The organism is Nibrella viscosa (assembly GCF_039541875.1).
In the GTDB taxonomy this organism is placed as follows: domain Bacteria; phylum Bacteroidota; class Bacteroidia; order Cytophagales; family Spirosomataceae; genus Nibrella; species Nibrella viscosa.
In genome coordinates, this window is sequence record NZ_BAABHB010000004.1 from 178,986 (window position 1) to 197,119 (window position 18,134).

General features: G+C 39.9%; 13 protein-coding genes. All 13 read left to right on the forward strand.

What is annotated here, in order from left to right; all coding sequences use genetic code 11:
• Positions 1–835: 835 nt before the first annotated feature.
• A complete protein-coding gene (locus ABD931_RS12505; protein WP_345267543.1) occupies positions 836–1,642 on the forward strand; it encodes a polysaccharide biosynthesis/export family protein in 807 nt (268 codons plus the stop codon).
• A 43-nt stretch (positions 1,643–1,685) separates the two neighbouring features.
• Entirely contained in the window at positions 1,686–4,058 is a 2,373-nt protein-coding gene (locus ABD931_RS12510; protein ID WP_345267545.1) for a GumC family protein, read from the forward strand.
• A gap of 34 nt (positions 4,059–4,092) precedes the next feature.
• Complete coding sequence (locus ABD931_RS12515; protein WP_345267548.1) at positions 4,093–5,280, forward strand: glycosyltransferase family 4 protein; 1,188 nt, start codon at positions 4,093–4,095, stop codon at positions 5,278–5,280.
• A 1-nt stretch (position 5,281) separates the two neighbouring features.
• A complete protein-coding gene (locus ABD931_RS12520; protein WP_345267550.1) occupies positions 5,282–6,316 on the forward strand; it encodes a CgeB family protein in 1,035 nt (344 codons plus the stop codon).
• A complete protein-coding gene (locus tag ABD931_RS12525) occupies positions 6,310–7,803 on the forward strand; it encodes a lipopolysaccharide biosynthesis protein (protein ID WP_345267552.1) in 1,494 nt (497 codons plus the stop codon). The genes ABD931_RS12520 and ABD931_RS12525 overlap by 7 nt, the downstream gene beginning before the upstream one ends.
• Before the next feature lie 10 nt (positions 7,804–7,813).
• Positions 7,814–8,560, forward strand: a complete 747-nt coding sequence (locus ABD931_RS12530) for an FkbM family methyltransferase (RefSeq protein WP_345267554.1) — start codon at positions 7,814–7,816, stop codon at positions 8,558–8,560.
• Between the two features lie 95 nt (positions 8,561–8,655).
• A complete protein-coding gene (locus tag ABD931_RS12535) occupies positions 8,656–9,417 on the forward strand; it encodes a class I SAM-dependent methyltransferase (protein WP_345267556.1) in 762 nt (253 codons plus the stop codon).
• Between the two features lie 31 nt (positions 9,418–9,448).
• Entirely contained in the window at positions 9,449–11,359 is a 1,911-nt protein-coding gene (gene asnB / locus ABD931_RS12540) for an asparagine synthase (glutamine-hydrolyzing) (RefSeq protein WP_345267558.1), read from the forward strand.
• Positions 11,356–12,609, forward strand: coding sequence for a glycosyltransferase (locus ABD931_RS12545; protein WP_345267560.1), 1,254 nt, complete (start codon positions 11,356–11,358; stop codon positions 12,607–12,609). Before asnB (ABD931_RS12540) ends, ABD931_RS12545 begins: the two co-directional genes overlap by 4 nt.
• A gap of 140 nt (positions 12,610–12,749) precedes the next feature.
• Complete coding sequence (locus ABD931_RS12550) at positions 12,750–14,048, forward strand: hypothetical protein (protein ID WP_345267562.1); 1,299 nt, start codon at positions 12,750–12,752, stop codon at positions 14,046–14,048.
• A 26-nt stretch (positions 14,049–14,074) separates the two neighbouring features.
• Entirely contained in the window at positions 14,075–15,097 is a 1,023-nt protein-coding gene (locus tag ABD931_RS12555; protein ID WP_345267564.1) for a glycosyltransferase family 4 protein, read from the forward strand.
• A gap of 13 nt (positions 15,098–15,110) precedes the next feature.
• Complete coding sequence (asnB, locus tag ABD931_RS12560) at positions 15,111–16,979, forward strand: asparagine synthase (glutamine-hydrolyzing) (protein WP_345267566.1); 1,869 nt, start codon at positions 15,111–15,113, stop codon at positions 16,977–16,979.
• Positions 16,973–18,133, forward strand: a complete 1,161-nt coding sequence (locus tag ABD931_RS12565) for a glycosyltransferase family 4 protein (RefSeq protein ID WP_345267568.1) — start codon at positions 16,973–16,975, stop codon at positions 18,131–18,133. Before asnB (ABD931_RS12560) ends, ABD931_RS12565 begins: the two co-directional genes overlap by 7 nt.
• The last annotated feature ends 1 nt before the right edge of the window (position 18,134 follow it).

Below are 18,134 nucleotides of genomic sequence, written 5' to 3' on the forward strand. Positions count from 1 at the left end.
ATTGGTAGAGTAGTGGTTGTACTTTAACTTCTAATTACTAGCTTTGTAGACTGCTATATCTGGCAGACAGTCTGTAACTTGCCTATTTACCATTGTGAACACTTCTACTGACAAAAATCGACCTAGTACAGTCAGGTATATTTATGTAGGTCCGCCGTTGACACTGAAGTTTGGCGGTACATACCCGACTATTAGTTTTGGTAACCAGACAAATGAGAGTAAGGCTGTAACCAACTGTGCCGCATTCAATCAAAAAGTAACCAAGACTGCCAAACCCACCCAGAATGATAAGTGTATTGCCAATTTTTCGTTTGGCAACGAATCTATCTTGAAATTGGATTCTCTAAAATGGGTAATGGTAACATGAGATTGCAGAAAGCCGCCGGTAGCCAGTTTTATTCACTGGGCCCTGAAGTTATCATAAGGTAATTCTACCGGAACGGCAGGTGAAAAGCCATATGACAATGAACGTGGCTATGTCCTAGTTAAGAAAATCTAGCCTCAAGACATCCATAAACAAGGCAGCAACGTACTAATACTAGGTATTAAAGATAACACAAGAGCGATCAAAACTTCAAAATGGCAAATCTATAAAGGACTAACAAGCTTTTGCATCAACACCGAGATCAATGGTGCCTAAGTGTGACCAGTTAATACCCTGCTTCGCCAGGAATCGGAGCAACTGCTTATAGTGATTTGTACTAGCAGTGGCAAATAGGATTTTATTAATCAACGATTTTCGATTTTAATGAAATTAAACAAAATGTCTCAACAATTAAATCTGTACCGGATAGTCTATACCACCTTATGTATTTAGGCAAATAGAGCTCTCAACATGACGCAATCGATAAACCAGCAAATGTATATTTTAATGATGCTTGTGTTTTTTTCTGTTAATCACAGTGAGGCACAGAAGCAACATAAAGCAAGGAAGAGAGATCCAATTACTTATTTTCAGACATTAAATCAATTGGATACTACACAAACAGAAGTAGTGAAGGCTTCACCATTTCAACTTCTACCTGGAACAGAAGTGGGGATTGTAGTATCAAGTATGAACAATGAAGCCGATGTTGTCTTCAATCCATTTTTGACGACTGGCAAAAGCGGTAATTCTGAACTTAAGGAAATAACGGGTTACCAGCTTGACGAGGAAGGAAACATTGAATTCCCTCTAATTGGTAAAGTAAACTTCCTTAACCTCACTACAAGGCAAGCCGCTGAAGCATTAAAGGAGAAGCTGAAAAAGCACATTAATAACCCGTTTGTAACAGTGCGTGTATTGAATTTTCAAGTTACTGTTTTAGGAGAGGTTTCTAAACCTGCTGTACTAAGTATTCATAAGGAAAGAATAACGGTGCCTGAGGTAATAAGTATGGCAGGGGATTTAACCATTTATGGAAAAAGAGATAATGTATTAGTTGTACGCGAAATTAGCGGTAAACGTGAGTTTGGTGTTTTAAATTTAAATGATAGAAGCTTATTTCAATCCCCTTATTATTTTCTAAAACCAAATGACATTATTTATGTTGAGCCTCTTAGATCAAAGAAATTATTAGCTGGAAAGCTTTTTCCATGGGTGCCCACTATTTTAAGTGGTATGTCACTTATAACTTTTTTAGTGGTTAACCTTCTAAGGTGAATGACGTATTCATATTTTTAATGAACAACCAGAAAAAATTTATATGGATACATCACCAGCTCCTAATTTTGGAAACGAAGCCACAAAGGAGTACTATAAATTTTTATTAACTCGTTATTATAAAAACTGGTACTGGTTTGTTATTTCAGTTGCTTTAGGGCTGACAATATCTTATATTTATTTGCAACTTAAAAACCCGATTTATCAAATTCAGGCTAGTGTTTTAGTGAAAGATGATCAAACTACAACTGATAAACAAAATATACTGGAAGAACTTAATATGTTTTCGCCAAGAAAGGTAGTCGAAAATGAAATTGAAATTTTTAGATCGAAATCCTTGGCTGGTAAAGTTGTGAGTGACTTAGGATTAGATATTAAATATATTATTAAAGGAAAAGTTCGGGAGCAGGAGGTTTATCGTGATTCACCAATAATTGTCAAGAAGATTAACGGCCCCTATAAAAGCCCTTTTGAGGTACGAGTTCTGAGCCAGAAGTTTGTCAGTATAGATGATAAGCAATATCCTGTAAGCGAAATTATCGATACTCCTTATGGTCACTTTCAAATAGTAGTAAAACCAGAAAAACCTATTTATTCTGCTGTTCAGATAAACTTATTATCAACGGAGGATGCAGTTCAATCTTATGCTGGCAGTCTGAAGGTTAGGCAACCTTTACTTTCTTCTTCCGTCTTAAACTTAATTGTTGAAAGCTCTGTACCCGATAAAGGAGTAGCCTATTTGGACCGGCTTATCTACTTTTATGAGTTGGCTTCTTTAGAAGATAAAAATAAAGTGGCTGCAAACACATTAAAGTTTATTGACGACCGCCTGAAGATTATTGCCCGTGACTTAACAAGAGTAGAGCAAACAATCCAGAACTTCAAGACAGTATCCGGTATCATTGATCTTAGCACTGAGTCGGAATTCTTCTTGACAAAGGCAAAAGAAACAGATACTCAGTTAAACCAGGTGAATATTCAATTAGGAGCTTTGCGGGAGCTGGAAAAATATGTGCAGAGTAAACAAAGGCAGGGAAGTCTGGTTCCCGCTACTGTTGGTATAGAAGACCCTACCATGCTTAATCTTATAAGGCAAGCAAATGAATTAGAGCTTCAAAGAGAAAAGATAAGTAAAACACTGCCCGAAACCAGCACAGCTGTTGAGGTACTGGATAACCAGATTCAGGCAACGAAAATAAACATCGCCGATAATATCCAGTCCCTACGCAAGATCTTTAGTAGTACGCAGGAAAAGCTAGTTGCTTCAAATAGAAAACTTGAGTCAGCTATTCGTTCAGTACCTGCAAAAGAGCGGGCTCTTTTGGATATATCCCGCCAACAAAGCATAAAAGGTAACTTATATACATACTTACTTCAAAAAAGGGAAGAAACGGCGCTGTCTTATGCATCTGCTGTTTCAAACCTGAGGGTTATTGACCCGCCTATAGCTGATCTTACGCCCATTAAACCTGTCAGGCGCACTGCTCAATTGTTTGGATTTTTCATTGGCTTATTATTGCCAACAATAATATTTTGGCTGCTTGATTTCTTTAACAATAAAGTTAGTCGTAAAAGTCAGATAGAGGAAACAACTCGGATGCCTATAATCGGTGAGGTAATTCAGGCAGTCATAAAATCACCCCTTGAAATTAGTCCTCGTAGCCGCTCTGTACTGTCGGAGCAAATTCGAGCGCTAAGAACCAATATTCAATTTTTTAGTACTGAAGAGACCACGTGTCAGACAATATTGGTAACCTCAAGTATTAGTGGCGAGGGGAAATCATTTATTTCTCTTAATCTGGGAGCTAGTTTGGCAATTACAGATCGACAAGTTGTGTTGTTGGAGCTGGACATGCGTAGACCAAAGCTCCACAAATATCTCTCAATAAAAAGCACAAAAGGCTTATCAACATATTTAGTTGGTAACGCTACCCTTGATGAAATTATCAAACCTATAGAAGGGTATCCTAACTACTTTTTTATTCCCTGTGGTCCTTTACCCCCTAATCCATCTGAACTATTTGCCAGTGAGCGGATGAAGAAACTTTTGAGTGACTTACAGGAGAGTTTTGATTTTATCATTGCCGATACACCCCCTATCGGTTTAGTCAGTGATGCTCAAGTACTTGCCCGTTATGCTACTTTGACTATTTATATAGTAAGACATCTATTTACACCTAAAGCCTATTTGAAAAATATATCTTCTTTATATCAGGATAAGCGTTTTATCAACCTGGCATTGCTCATTAATGGAATTGTTGCTAGTAAAGAGTACGAATACAATTATGGGTATGGCTCTGAGTATGGTTATGGGTATGCTTATTCCAGCCGAAATGAATACCATGAAGAATCAGAGTTGCCAATTAGAAAGAAAAAGCCTTGGTTAGTCCGAATAAGAAGCTTTGTTGGATTGTGACAGAGAATTGTTAAAAACAACTAAACGGAAGAGAATGGAGAAATTGAATATAGTTGTTTTAAATAGTCATCCAATACAGTACTTTGCTCCACTGTACCGGCAGATGGCTGAAGAAGAGACTATTCAGCTCAAAGTTTATTACTGCTCCAAGCATGGCTTTAATGGGGAAATCGATCAACAATTCAAAACTGGTATCCAATGGGACATTCCTCTCCTAGATGGGTATGACTACGAATTTCTGCCCAACATGGCTCTTAAACCTTCAATTTATTCTTTTTGGGGGCTGCTTAATTTCTCTGTTTTACAAAAGTTACGAAAGCTACCTAAAGGAATTGTTCTTGTTCATGGATGGGCTTATGCAATTAACTGGCTAACTATTGTGATTGGATGCATACTAGGGCATACAATTTGCTTGCGAGCTGAAAGTCCACTTAATCTGGAAAGAATAAAAAATAGAGCTTTGTTGTGGATACGTAAGGTGTTGCTTAAACAGTGTTTGTTCCGTTTCGTACACCATTTTTTGTATATAGGTTCTCAGAACAGAGCATTTTATGAGTGGTATGGAGTGCCGGCTGATAAATTGATTTTTACCCCTTATGCTGTCGATAATCAGCGGTTTCTCAGGCAGTATACCGAGTTAAGTCGCAATACAGTAATCTTAAAAGAGCAATTAGGTCTGCCCACTTCTAAACGCATAATCCTGTATTCAGGAAAATATGTTCAGAAGAAACGCCCACTAGATTTACTTAGAGCTTTCAAAGCTCTTAACCGGTCAGATGTTGCACTGGTCTTAATGGGTGAGGGGGAGCTAAGACCTGTGATGGAGCAGTACATCAGAGTGCATCAACTTACAGATGTTTTTCTTACTGGCTTTGTTAACCAATCTAAAGTTGCAGAGTATTACGCTGTTGCCGACCTTTATGTTATGTGCTCCGACGAACGTGAGACCTGGGGGCTTTCAACCAATGAAGCAATGAATTTTGCTTTGCCCTTAGTGCTCTCAAGTCAGGTCGGGTGTGCCGATGATCTGCTTAGTGAAGCTGAAAACGGATTTAGTTACTCCTGTGGAGATATAGCGGAGCTCACAAATACTTTGCAGCAGTTCCTGTACTTATCAACCGAGAAGATCCGTGAAATGGGTATGTGTTCGCAGTTAAAGATACAAACTTATAGCTACGAGGTAATTATACAGAAGCTAAAAGAAAAGTTACTTCCATGCTGATATGAAAGTTTACATCATTGGAAATAGCAACGAGTATGCTTTAGAGGCCTCATATCGGAGAGCATTTCAGAAGATGGGCTTGGAGGTGATCATTTTTGACCCTGTAGCCAGGGTACGGCCCTACATACCTTATGCCCGTTTGGGATCACTTTTTCATCGTTTTGTTCCTGTTGATTCCTGGCAGCGGAAAATGAATCGGGAGTTGGCGTTGGATATTAAAGAGAATCATCCTGACCTTGTTTTAAGTTTTTGTAATTCGCCAGTATTGTTCAGCACCATAGCGTTTGTACGTTCAATCGTTCCAACCAGATTTTTTCTAGTTTGGCCTGATCCGCTAACAAATCTTCAAGCCCATGTAAGCGAAGCGGCTTCACTATATGATGGGGTAGCTACTTACTGCCGGGCCTCGGTGCCAATTTTTGAGCAGTTAGGTTTTCGAAATGTACAATGGATACCTCTGGCCGCCGATGTTGAAATTCATTGTTTTGATGTTGTTCCATCCTCCTTCGCTTATGATCTCACGTTTTTGGGTGCCTGGCGTCCTGAGCGTGAGCGTACATTAGCCACTATTGCTCAGCACTTTCCAACGCTACGGATTGCGGTTCGGGGAACTGACTGGCAGCGTAACCGGACAAGTCTCTTACGCGCATATATCCAGCATAAACCGGTGCGGGGACGCGACTATGCAGCCTTTCTGAACAGTAGCCGGATCAATCTAAACGTTATCGATGATACCTGTTTTCCGGCTGCAAACATGCGATTTTTTGAAGTACCAATAGCCAGCGGCTTGCAACTTGTCAGTCAATGCCCAGAAATGGAGGATAACTATCAGAATAACAAGCATGTATATTATTATAGGGGAACAGACGATTTGTTAGGTAGAATTGAAAGGATAATAACTTCTCAAGCAGATGCGAATGAAATTCGTCGGTTTGGTTTAGAGCATACTCTAAAGAATCACACCTACAGCCAGCGAGCAGAGCAGTTGATAAGAATGGTGTTGGACGCACCTAAGAAAAGGAGCATACAATGCTAAAGAGCTACTTTACAAACAGTATTTGGGTACTAGGTGGCAATCTAATAGCTAAGTTGTTAAATCTACTTACATTAAGTGCTTTAGGGCGTATTCTCAATCCTAAATGGTTTGGCGTTTATAACTTGGCATACTCATATGCTGAATCGCTATCACAAATGGCTGATTTAGGGACAAGCATAGTAGTACAACGTAGTTTTGCAAATGCAACACCGCAAGAATCTATAAAGCTTAGTGCTCGTTTCTTTGGTGGCGGGCTGATAATTCTCGGATTTTACTGTCTTGCTTTTTCTGTGTATTTATTTCATAAAAAGTATTATTCACCCCTGTATTTAAAAGAGTATTGGTCTGTTTATAGTATTTATATATTATTTATTAGCTTAGGGAGTAGGCTCTCTCAATTTGCTTTAATTCCTATCATGGGATTGAAGGACTTTAAGGCCTTTAGTATTCGAAATGTACTTTGTACGTTTGTCGTATCCATTTTTGTTTCTTTAGGCGCTTTGAAATTTGAATTACTTGGTAGCTTACAGGCATTATTATTAGCTACTGTGTTAAATGTTGTTATAACATTTTTAGTGTTTTCTCGTATCGCTAAAAAGTTTTCGATACGATTTTCGCTGATGAAGTCTATACATGCAATACCTGAAGTTTTACGTGAAGGTTTTATTTTATACAGCGGGAGTACTTTTGGTGGTTCATTATATAGCTTAGTATGCTTGAGTTTAATAACACAATATATTAAAGTTGAAGAGTATAATTTTGTTAGAATTGGTCTTTCTATTGGTTCATTTGTAAACGTATTTGTGGCTGCTACACAGCCGGTCACCTTCTCATTCCTGTCAGAGTCGGCTTCACATGTTGACCATGAAAAGCTTAAATCTTTTAAGGTTAGGGTACTGTTCTCAATAATCGTATTAATAGTTATGTGGCTGATTGCTTTTAACGATTTAATAACAACTTTACTCTTTGGTAGAATATATATGGATAGCAAGGTCTACGTAAGTATTATACTTGTTATACTACTTGTTCAAGTTATTAACCAATTTTATACTGCATTCCTAGTGGCTCGTGGACTCGCAAATTTTATTGGCTTTATTTCTGTATTATGTGTTGGTATAAGCATTATATCTGCAATAGTACTTATTCCGTACTTAGGATTATTAGGATATTTAATATCTTTTTCAAGTGGATATATTATAGGGCTTGGTATCTTATTTAGAAAGGAGAATCAAGTTGAGAATTATAAAGATAAAAATCGTATAAAGGTGGTTTTTATTAGTTCTTTTTTTATGGTGTTTACTACCTTTGCACTAACCTATGCGATTGATTATGTTTCACGTTTTGGAGTCATGGTTATGTTTACCCTATTCTGGCTTTGGCTATTCCGTAAAATAGCTTTACTAGATTCAGAGTTTTCTTTAATGCAAAATAAATTTAGTGAAATTAAAAATAAGATATTATCTAAGGGGATAGTCAAAAAAACGTAATTTTACTCATATGGATAAACTATTGAAAAGTATTAAATATATGAAACGTTTTGGTTTGGTTAATGGCTTAAAGATTTTAAGTCAAAATTTATTCCTTAGGTCTGGAATATCTATTATTACGGTACCTAAGCTAGTTTCTCCTATATTCCTACGTAGATCTAAAACAGATATAGAGGTCTTTAATCAAATTTTTGTAGAGTTAAGTTATGACTACCCGCTAAGCTTCGAGCCAGAATTTATTGTCGATTGTGGTGCAAATATTGGGCTATCAGCACTCTTCTTCAAATCGAAATATCCAAAGGCGCAGATAGTGGCTATAGAACCAGAAGCTACTAACTTCAATTTGCTCATAAAGAATGTTTCTTCTTATTCGGAAATTTTTTGTATAAGAGCTGGTATTTGGAATACAAATACAGTATTGAAAGTTGAAGATGAAAATAGTTTCGGTAATTGGGGTTTTAACTGTCGCCCTGTTAATGAAAAAAGTTTAAATACGGTTAATGCAATAACAATTAACCAGATTATGTCTCAGTACAATAAATCTGAGATTGATGTTTTAAAGATTGATATAGAAGGGTCTGAACTAGAGCTATTCTCTGATAAATACGAAAAGTGGCTGCCTAATACGAAAGTTATTATGATTGAAACGCATGACTTTATAAGAAAAGGTTGTTCAAAATCTTTTTTTTCTGCTATTTCAAAGTATAACTTCTCGGTCTTTTTACGGGGTGAGAATTTTATATGTATACGAGATTAAAGGATTATTGATCAAGATATGCATGCTCTTTGGAGACTTTGACCTTAAATGAAAAATTTATTTGATCCTCCTCGAAAATTTTCGTCATTTTTACTATGAATAGCGCTTTAAACATGCCTGAGCTACCAGAGGTACTAAAAAACATGTACAAGACTGGTCAAACACGCGATATAAGCGGAAGAAATTTTAAATTTCACAGTGGCGTAACAGAGGAGGAGGCTATTCTATTAATGAAAATTATAACTGATTTGAACGCTCAAATTACTTTAGAGACCGGCCTGGCATGTGGGGCGTCTGCATTAGCTATATGCGCAGCAGCCATTCGGAATAGTAGTGGTAGTATTCATTACGCTATAGATCCTAATCAAAACAGTGATTGGTGCGGTTCTGCACTCGCGTCTATAGATGAAGCAGGATATAATAAAAATTTTAAACTATTAGAAGGTAAAACGCATGAAATGTTCCATATATTATTAAATAATTCAATTAAGCTTGATTTTGCCTTTATTGATGGGTGGCATACGTTTGATTATACTTTGGTTGACTTTTTCTTTATTGATAAAATTTTAAGACTGGGTGGGATAGTTGCATTTCATGATATGAATGGATTGGCTAAACAAAAGGTTTTAAGATTTATTCTGACTCACCGTAATTATGAAGTAGAAAATGAATATAGATTGTATGACAAGGATAGAGCGAAGATTTGGAGATATTTTCTTTTTAGGTTGTATAAGCAGCCTCGTTTGCTATTTTCGTGGTATCATTGGGTATATCAAACTAAAACTGCTTCTGGGCTTATTGTGTTACGTAAAAAGAGCAATTATGAGCCTGATTATTCTTTTTATAAGCCCTTTTAATGGTCTTTCAAAATAATTACGTTTAGAGATCATGTGCGGAATTGCCGGTATCATTACTCATCAGCAAATTAATTCTGATGCATTGTTTCAGATGATTGATGCTATGGTGCATCGTGGTCCTGATGGGAAGGGTTACTGGTTCAGTGAAGATATGACTGTGGCGTTGGGGCATCGACGTCTGTCTATTCTTGATTTGTCCGATTCTGGTACACAACCGATGAGTGACCGGTCAGGGAATTACATTATAACCTTTAATGGAGAGATATATAATTATCTAGAATTGCGACAGGAGCTACGAAACTACGGGGCCAAGTTTGCCAGTAATACGGATACTGAAGTTATACTCGAAGCCTATAAGCAGTGGGGTACAGATTGCCTGCAGCATTTTAATGGTATGTTTGCGTTTGCCTTATATGACAGGACAGCGCAGGTACTATTTTGTGCTCGTGATCGCTATGGTGAAAAGCCATTTCTGTATGCACTAACTCAACATTACCTTGTTTTTGCCTCAGAATATAAAGCAATGCTGCAACTAACAGAAGTTGGGGCAAATATTAACGAGATGGAACTGGTATTGAGTTCAGTGGTAGCCGGCAAGGGGTTAGACAGTAAGCGTCAAACTGTTTTTAGTGGCATTCAGCAGTTGCTACCTTCAGAGGCTATGTTGTTGGATCTGAAGAGCTTTGAAACAAAAATTTGGACATATTGGACTGTAACTAGAAATACGGATTATTCTCTTTTACCTGAGCCAGAGGCTAATGAACAATTTCGGGATCTGCTCATCGACTCGGTGCGACTTCGGATGCGAAGCGATGTGCCGGTTGGCTCATGCCTTTCGGGCGGACTTGATTCTAGTGTCATTGTTTCTATTGTAAAAAAGCAATTATTACCGGATACTGTTTACCATACATTTACGGGTATCTTTCCTGGTACAAAAGCTGATGAATGGCCATATGCCAAACAAGTAATTGATGACACAAATGTTGTTTCTCACGTAGTCGAGCCAACCAGCGAAAAGCTAAGCGTTGAATTAGCCGATTTTATCTGGTATAACGAATTACCAGTAAATAGTTCAAGTCAGTATGCGCAGTGGTGTGTATTCCGGCTTGCTAAAGAACACAATATTACTGTATTGCTGGATGGGCAGGGGTCCGACGAACTGCTTGGTGGCTATGAACAGTATTTTCGATTTTACTTGCAAACACTCCAGGATCAGGGAGAATACCGGCGTTACAACGAGGAAATTGGTGCTATTAAGGCACGCTACCCGTCAGCCCTACCTACCACTTTTGTTAATCTGCGTGAGCGGGTGCCATTTACTGCCCGTTATCTGTACGCCAACTACTTCAGGAAAGGTAATAGTTTGCTTTATGGACTGAAGCGGGATGCCAGCCATCAAATGAGCAGACAAACGGGATACGAGTGCAAAACAGATTTGTCAACATTATCTGCAGTGCTACATCAGGATTCTTTTGGCCGATTTCTGACTACGTTGCTGCGGTACGGAGACCGAAATTCAATGGCGCACTCACGAGAAGTTCGATTACCCTTCTGTGACCATCGCTTAGCCGAACTAGTATTTTCACTTCCTGCCTCATATTTGATGGGTGGGGTTCAGACTAAGCGTTTGCTGAGAGAGAGTTCAAAAGGAATTTTACACGAAGCTATTCGGACACGATGGAATAAACAAGGTTTTCGGCCTCCACAGGAAGTATGGTTTAAGGGGGAACTGATGCAGCAGGCACAGGATCTGTTTCATAGCACTGAGTTTACTCAGAGTGACCAATGGGATGCAGGTTGGTGGCAATCGGCTCTATCACGTATTGCCGCTGGTGAAAGTGGCCTCAGTTGGGTAGTCTGGCAGCCGTTTATTATACAGGTCTGGAAAAAGTACTTTGTAAAGAGCCATCAATTTGGGCAAAAGATTTCCATATTTCAATGAATATTATCATTTTCAACTATAGTCACCCTGATTTTCCGCACATTTCCGCCAAACGGATGAGCTATTTCGCTCAGCATCTGGCCATGCAGGGAAACCGAGTCGTATTAATTACCAAAACACTGAGAGATGAAGGCGAAAATAAACCGTATAGCGTGGTAGTTGAGGAACTTAAGCAACATGATTGGCAGGAGCCATATCTGTTGGCAGTTGCCCCAAATAAAAGTCAATTATTGTCATTCATTCGGAAGGCTAATACGCCAGTCTTATTGCGTCGTATAGCCATTTTGTATTGCTTCCTATTTAAGCAGGGCCGTTTGTTTTATGATTGGAGCGAAAAAGTCGAAAGCTATTTTCCATACTTGAAGAGAACTTTTCCGGCCAATATAAGCTGGGGGACTTTTGGGAATATAGATACACTTTTCCTCGTCCGAAATGTAGCTAGACAATATAATATCCCATACATACTTGACATAAAAGATCCTTGGCAGCGATTTGTAAAGGTATTTACGTACTCATTAGCTAAAAAGTTCAAAGGTGCTGCCGGAATTACAATTAATTCAATGTTTCAGGTTGAACACAGCTTGCCTTGGTTTCGAGGTATTCCATATTATCTGCTATATAGTGGTTTAGACGCTAATGAGATTAAAAAGCCTCAATACAGCGGAAATAGAGCGGAAAAAAGTAGAGAAATTTTCACAATAATGATGGTTGGTAGTATATATGATAATTGCCAATTTAAAGACTTACTTCAAGCAATTGACAGATGGTCTTATGACACTTTACGGAAAAATAATCAACAATTATTTTTTATTTATGCAGGAGCTGATGCTGAGCGTGTCCGTGTTATATTAGATAAGTTAAACATAAAATTCAATAGAAGTATATACGACTTTTTATCGTATACGGATTTATTTATGCTCTATCAGACTTCTAATGTAATTAGTTACATTGGGAGTCCTAATACATTTCATCATAAACTTATTGAAATCCTAGCGTTTGGGCTTCCAGTGCTGGCATATTCATATGAGTCATCCGAGTCAGTAGGATTGGCAGATAGTTGCCAAGGTAAACTATTTGTATGTTATAATGAACATGAAGTGCAGGAGGCTCTCAACGAAGTTAGAGCCTTACAACAGCCAGAGCAAGAAGTTAATACAATAGTGCTGGATCGGTTCTCTTGGTCAACGCTAAGTAAAGACTTGGAAAGCTTCTTCAGGAATCTAATACTGGACAAAGCTACTAATAAATAAATATAGTATTTTATGCTTTGTTTAGCTCCAGGCTTTTCATCTGACTGGAAAACCCATTACTTTTAATGTTACATCACATTAGCAAAATGGAGAGCACATGGGAAAGGCCTTTTAAATATTTTATATGGGGCACGATAATTATGTTGATTCTTGAAGGGCTATATTCACTTAGCATTTTTGAAGAAGCTTCTGTTGCTATTTCATTGCTAGCTTTTATGGTACTTATCGTAAATTTAAGTAAGCGAATAGTTATAATGGAAATCATAAGTGCTATCGCCTGCCTACAGGTTTTATTGACTCCAGTATTAATTTATCAGATAGCGCCTTCATATATGCCCATCCAGTCTGATGATTATTTTTCTTATGTTTTACCTGCTACCATTTCATTACTTGCTGGTCTTGCTTATTTTAGTCTTATTTCTGGAAAAAATCATGGTCATTATTTCAGTGATCTGAAGGTTTATTTAAATGACAAACCAGATATCGGCTTATGGATGGTAGGTTTAGGAATAGTGACACTATTTCTTGAACCATTTGTACCACAAGTTTTTAAAAATATTTTATTTCTATTTAAGTCCCTTCTGTATACAGGGTGTTTATATATATATTTTTCTAAAGCAAAGTACAAATTTGTAGTACTAGTTTTTGTAATTATATATTTGTTTTTCCAGACTGTTCAGGCTGGTATGTTTGGAGAGTTAGTTTATTGGCTAATGCTCTTTGTGATTTTTATGCTGGCTGGAAATGAAAGAAAGGTTTATCTGCCTACTAAGATTCTATTCATAAGTTTAGGCTTATTTTTAGCTATCCTAGTTCAGTCTATAAAACTGGAATATCGCTTGTACGCCTGGCGTAGTGTTTCAGTTGGAGGTGGAGGAAATGCGAGTTTTATGTTAACGTTAATATCTGATCGTATTAATAATATTGACAAATTATTTCAAGAAAGTTTTTTTCTGTCAGCTTTAGTTCGCTTTAACGAAGGGTTTTATATTGGACATACACTAGCTTATGTACCTAGCTACGCCCCTTTTGCTAACGGTGAAATATTAAACGATTTCGTTGCCCCCGTAATTCCTCGCTTTATTTGGACTGATAAGCCGTTAGCTAACGGTCTTGCTAATATAAAAAGATTTACTTCATTGACCCTATTTGAAGGGAATAATTTTGATATATCTCCTATTGGAGAAGCTTATGGAAATTTTGGTTATTGGGGCACTTTATTCCTATTATTATATGGTGTTTTAATTGGTGGGGTCTTCTATTATATCCTTAAAAAGTCTGAAAATAAACCTACTTTACTTCTTTGGTTACCTAAAATTTTTGTCTCATCTCTTCTAATGGAGTCTAATGTTTTTACAGCTTGGGGAGGTACATTTCAGAGTTTTATATTCGTTGCGCTTATTTTTAAAGTAGCAGAAATTTTTAAGTATAAAATTTAGGGACTTTTGCTTAATGATTGGTTTATATGCTTCAAGTGAGATATATATTTAGGAGCATTGGGGTGGGTTATAGCCTTGAAAATCTTTTTGGGGGGATAGGTGAATATTTATCTGGGACAAATAAAGTTCATGTTTCTGATGTTGTTGTCCCCTACATTAGTCGAAGCATTAGAAAGGTTTGGCTTAATGTTCTTTATGTTAAGAAGATCAAAGGGGGGGTATTTCATATTACAGGCGATATTCATTATACGGCCTTAGCAACAAAGCCATCGAAAACCATATTGACAATCCCTGACTGCGTCATGCTTAATCGCACAAAGTCGCAGCCAATTCGGTTTTTAGCCTTTTGGTTATTGTGGTATTACCTGCCCATTCGCCGGGCCGCCGTAGTGACGGCTATTTCTGAAAAAACGCGTCAGGAGCTGTACCGTTATATTGGTAAACTGGCTGATAAAGTTACCGTAATCCCCTGCAATTATGATCCGGCCTTTAGCTATTGCCCACGTGCTTTTAATAAGACATACCCAAACCTGTTGCATATCGGCTCTGCCCCGCACAAAAACCTATCCAGGTTAATTAAAGCAATTGAAGGACTTCCGTGCCGGTTAACAATACTGGGCAAGCTAACAGCAGAGATACAGGCTGAGATAGTTCAGCGCAAAATCGATTATGTAAATTACGTAGATGTGACGCAAAGCCAGGTGGTTAGTCTCTACCAGAAGTGTGACCTTGTTACATTTGTCTCTCTTTACGAAGGCTTTGGGCTTCCGGTTGTAGAAGCGCAGGTAGTGGGCAGACCGGTAATTACCAGTAATATTAGTCCGATGATCGAGGTTGCCGGAGGGGCGGCCTGCCTGGTCGACCCGACAGATATAAGCGCTATTCGTCAGGGAATCGAACGAATTTGTAATGATGATGCTTACCGGGCTGATCTGATTCAGAAGGGGAGAGTAAATGCGGAGCGGTTTTCTGTCGCTGCCGTTGCCACTAAGTACCTTGCATTGTATGAGTCTTTGGGTCGCCAAACCCGTATGTCTGAACCAGTTTGACTTCGATAGGATTATGTGTGGAATTGCAGGCATAGTGTCCAGAACGCAAAGCAATCGTTTGTCGGACTGCATCCGGAAGATGACTGATGCGGTACGGCATCGTGGACCAGATGCCGAGGGGTTTTTTGTGGACGATAAAGTAGCGCTTGGGCATCGCCGGTTATCAATAATTGATACATCCAGCGCAGCCAATCAGCCTATGTTCGACAGTTCGATGCGGTATGCCTTAATTTTTAACGGCGAAATTTATAATTACCGGGAAATACGGGCACAACTGGAAGCCGATTACGTATTTCGGACGCAGTCGGATTCTGAAGTGATTCTGGCGGCCTTTATAAGGTGGGGAGAACACTGTATAGGATACCTGAACGGCATCTTTGCTTTTGCCATTTATGACACGGTTGCGCAGCGCCTGTTTCTGTGCCGCGACCGGCTTGGCGTGAAGCCACTGTATTACTACCACGACGATCAGGTGTTTCTGTTTGCATCGGAGGTAAGGTCGTTATTAAAAAGTGGGGCTTTCTCAAAGCGGTTGTCTTTAGTTGGTCTGGCAGATTACCTCGCCTATCAGTCGGTTCATGAACCCCGGACCATTGTCGAGGGTGTTTATCAGGTCGCTTCCGGCTGTTACGCCTGGGTCGATGTTGTGCAGCATACCGTTGCATTACACACTTACTGGTCGTTAAGAATGTTCAGACCTGCACTGGATCAATCGTTGCCGGAGGTGGAACGGCAGGTAGCCGATCTGGTCACAAAAGCGGTGGAGCGGCAGATGGTTAGCGATGTGCCTATCGGTGCTTTTCTGTCGGGCGGAATCGATTCTTCAATCATTGTCGGTTTAATGGCACGTTGCACCGACCAACCAGTCAATACCGTAAATCTTTCCTTCCAGGAAGATCAGTATGATGAATCGGAATACGCCGTTCTGGCTTCCCGGCGGTTCAATACCCGGCATCATACCATTACGCTGTCGGCTCAGCAGTTACATGATGAGTTGCCAACGGTACTAAAGAGTATTGACCGGCCCAGTAGCGACGGTATCAATACGTATATGGTATCGAAGTACACGAAGGAAACCGGTCTGACGGTGGCGTTATCTGGCCTGGGGGGAGACGAGCTGTTTGCGGGGTACCCTAGCTTTCGCTATTATTATGACTTGTTCGGCTCGGGGTTGTTCTGGCATACGCCCCGACTGGTTCGGCAGTTGGCAGGGCATTCGCTGAATTTAGTGGCTTCGTACCGGCTGGAAAAACTAAAAACGGTGCTGTCCTCAAAGCGTCGGACCATTGGTGACATTTATCCGCCCTTTCGGCGTTTGTTTAAAGATCCGCAAATTCGGGAGCTGACTGGTGTTGCCAATCAGCCTGACTTTGCGGTTACCTACCTGGCCGCCGGAGCAGAGGAGTTATCACAAATGCCGGTATTGAGCCAGTTTTCGGTAGCTGAGATAGCTACCTACACAGAAAGCGTGCTGCTGAAAGATTCGGACCAGATGAGTATGGCGAATGCGCTTGAATTACGAGTGCCGTTTTTCGACCATGAACTGGTCGATTATGCCCTGAGTATTCCCGACGATTACAAATATCCTACCCGACCCAAACAGTTGCTGGTTGATTCGCTTAAAGAGATTTTACCGGAAGCAATCCGGAGCCGACCCAAAAGAGGTTTTGAACTGCCATGGAACTATTGGTTGAAAAACGAATTAAAAGGCTTTTGTCGTCAGCGGTTAAAGGGGCTGGGCCAAACGCGCTATTTCCAGGCTGGCGCTATTGATACGTTATGGGAGAACTTCCTAAAGGGAGATAAACGGGTGATCTGGAGTCAGATCTGGGCGCTGGTCGTCCTGGCGGAGTGGCTCAGCAATAACGAAATTGAATGTTGACAATTCTGTTTCCCATAGTTGCTTTTTATCCTTCTCAATCGGGTGGCCCTGCCAATACGGTATACTGGTTAACCAAAGCGCTGGTAAACAAAGGGTATAAACCATGTATTGTCACTACAGATATGGGCATACCCCCCGGTACGGTACCGCTGGACCGCTGGTTACAGACAGATGCAGGTTCAGTAATGTACACGAATGAATCAGCGTATCAGTTTTACCGGGGAACATCAAATGTCTACCTGTTTACACCAAAGCTATTTTTAAGAGCGCTGACCAGACTGCCTAACGCAGATATTATACACCTGTCGAGCTTTTTCCATATTCCGGGTGCGCTCATTGGTATATTAGCCGGCTTGTCCGGAAAGCGCGTATTCTGGTCGGTACGAGGTGAGTTTGATCCGGGGGCGCTCTCGTTTAGTCAGCGGAAAAAGCGAATGGTCATTGGGCTGGTTAAACACCTTGGGCTAGCCAGCCGTGTTATTTTCCACGCTACGTCTAACCTGGAAAAAGCGTATGTTCAAGATGTGTTTGGGAAGAAGGTAACGGTAATTACCATTCCCAACTATATGGAAATGCCTGCCCTGAAGCCAAGAAATCCGGCTACTCCCTATCTCCTGTTTATTGGCCGAATGCATCCCATAAAGGGTCTGGACCGACTTATACAAGCCTTAGATAAATCGGGTACATTCCGATCATCTGGTTTCACCCTAAAAATTGCCGGAAGCTTCAATGCCTACACGAATGAAATAAAGCAGCAGATCAGCGAGTTAAGATTGGCTGATCAGGTAGAATTTTTAGGTCAGATCGAAGGTGAGGCCAAGCAACAGTTGTATGCCGATGCATTTGTTACACTACTACCCTCGCATACCGAGAACTTCGGCAATGTTGTGATTGAGTCGCTGGCGCAGGCTACACCGGTAATTGCCTCAACCGGAACGCCCTGGCAGTTGCTGGCTGAGGAGAAAGCCGGCTGTTGGGTCAGAAACACCCCGGAGGAGTTGGCGAAAGCAATAGATGCCCTGGTAGCCATGCCGGAAGCTGACTACCAGGCTATGCGTCAGCGAGCCAGAGCGCTGGTAGAAAATCAGTTCGACATTGCCAAAAATATTGACAAATGGATCGCCTGTTACAGGAAAGCCGATGAGGTACGCTAAC

Bases quoted from the DNA above. Each gene is read 5' to 3' on its own strand.
- ABD931_RS12505 (WP_345267543.1), top strand. From the start codon at position 836: ATGACGCAATCGATAAACCAGCAAATGTATATTTTAATGATGCTTGTG.
- ABD931_RS12510 (WP_345267545.1), top strand. From the start codon at position 1,686: ATGGATACATCACCAGCTCCTAATTTTGGAAACGAAGCCACAAAGGAG.
- ABD931_RS12515 (WP_345267548.1), top strand. From the start codon at position 4,093: ATGGAGAAATTGAATATAGTTGTTTTAAATAGTCATCCAATACAGTAC.
- ABD931_RS12520 (WP_345267550.1), top strand. From the start codon at position 5,282: ATGAAAGTTTACATCATTGGAAATAGCAACGAGTATGCTTTAGAGGCC.
- ABD931_RS12525 (WP_345267552.1), top strand. From the start codon at position 6,310: ATGCTAAAGAGCTACTTTACAAACAGTATTTGGGTACTAGGTGGCAAT.
- ABD931_RS12530 (WP_345267554.1), top strand. From the start codon at position 7,814: ATGGATAAACTATTGAAAAGTATTAAATATATGAAACGTTTTGGTTTG.
- ABD931_RS12535 (WP_345267556.1), top strand. From the start codon at position 8,656: ATGAATAGCGCTTTAAACATGCCTGAGCTACCAGAGGTACTAAAAAAC.
- asnB (WP_345267558.1), top strand. From the start codon at position 9,449: ATGTGCGGAATTGCCGGTATCATTACTCATCAGCAAATTAATTCTGAT.
- ABD931_RS12545 (WP_345267560.1), top strand. From the start codon at position 11,356: ATGAATATTATCATTTTCAACTATAGTCACCCTGATTTTCCGCACATT.
- ABD931_RS12550 (WP_345267562.1), top strand. From the start codon at position 12,750: ATGTTGATTCTTGAAGGGCTATATTCACTTAGCATTTTTGAAGAAGCT.
- ABD931_RS12555 (WP_345267564.1), top strand. From the start codon at position 14,075: ATGCTTCAAGTGAGATATATATTTAGGAGCATTGGGGTGGGTTATAGC.
- asnB (WP_345267566.1), top strand. From the start codon at position 15,111: ATGTGTGGAATTGCAGGCATAGTGTCCAGAACGCAAAGCAATCGTTTG.
- ABD931_RS12565 (WP_345267568.1), top strand. From the start codon at position 16,973: ATGTTGACAATTCTGTTTCCCATAGTTGCTTTTTATCCTTCTCAATCG.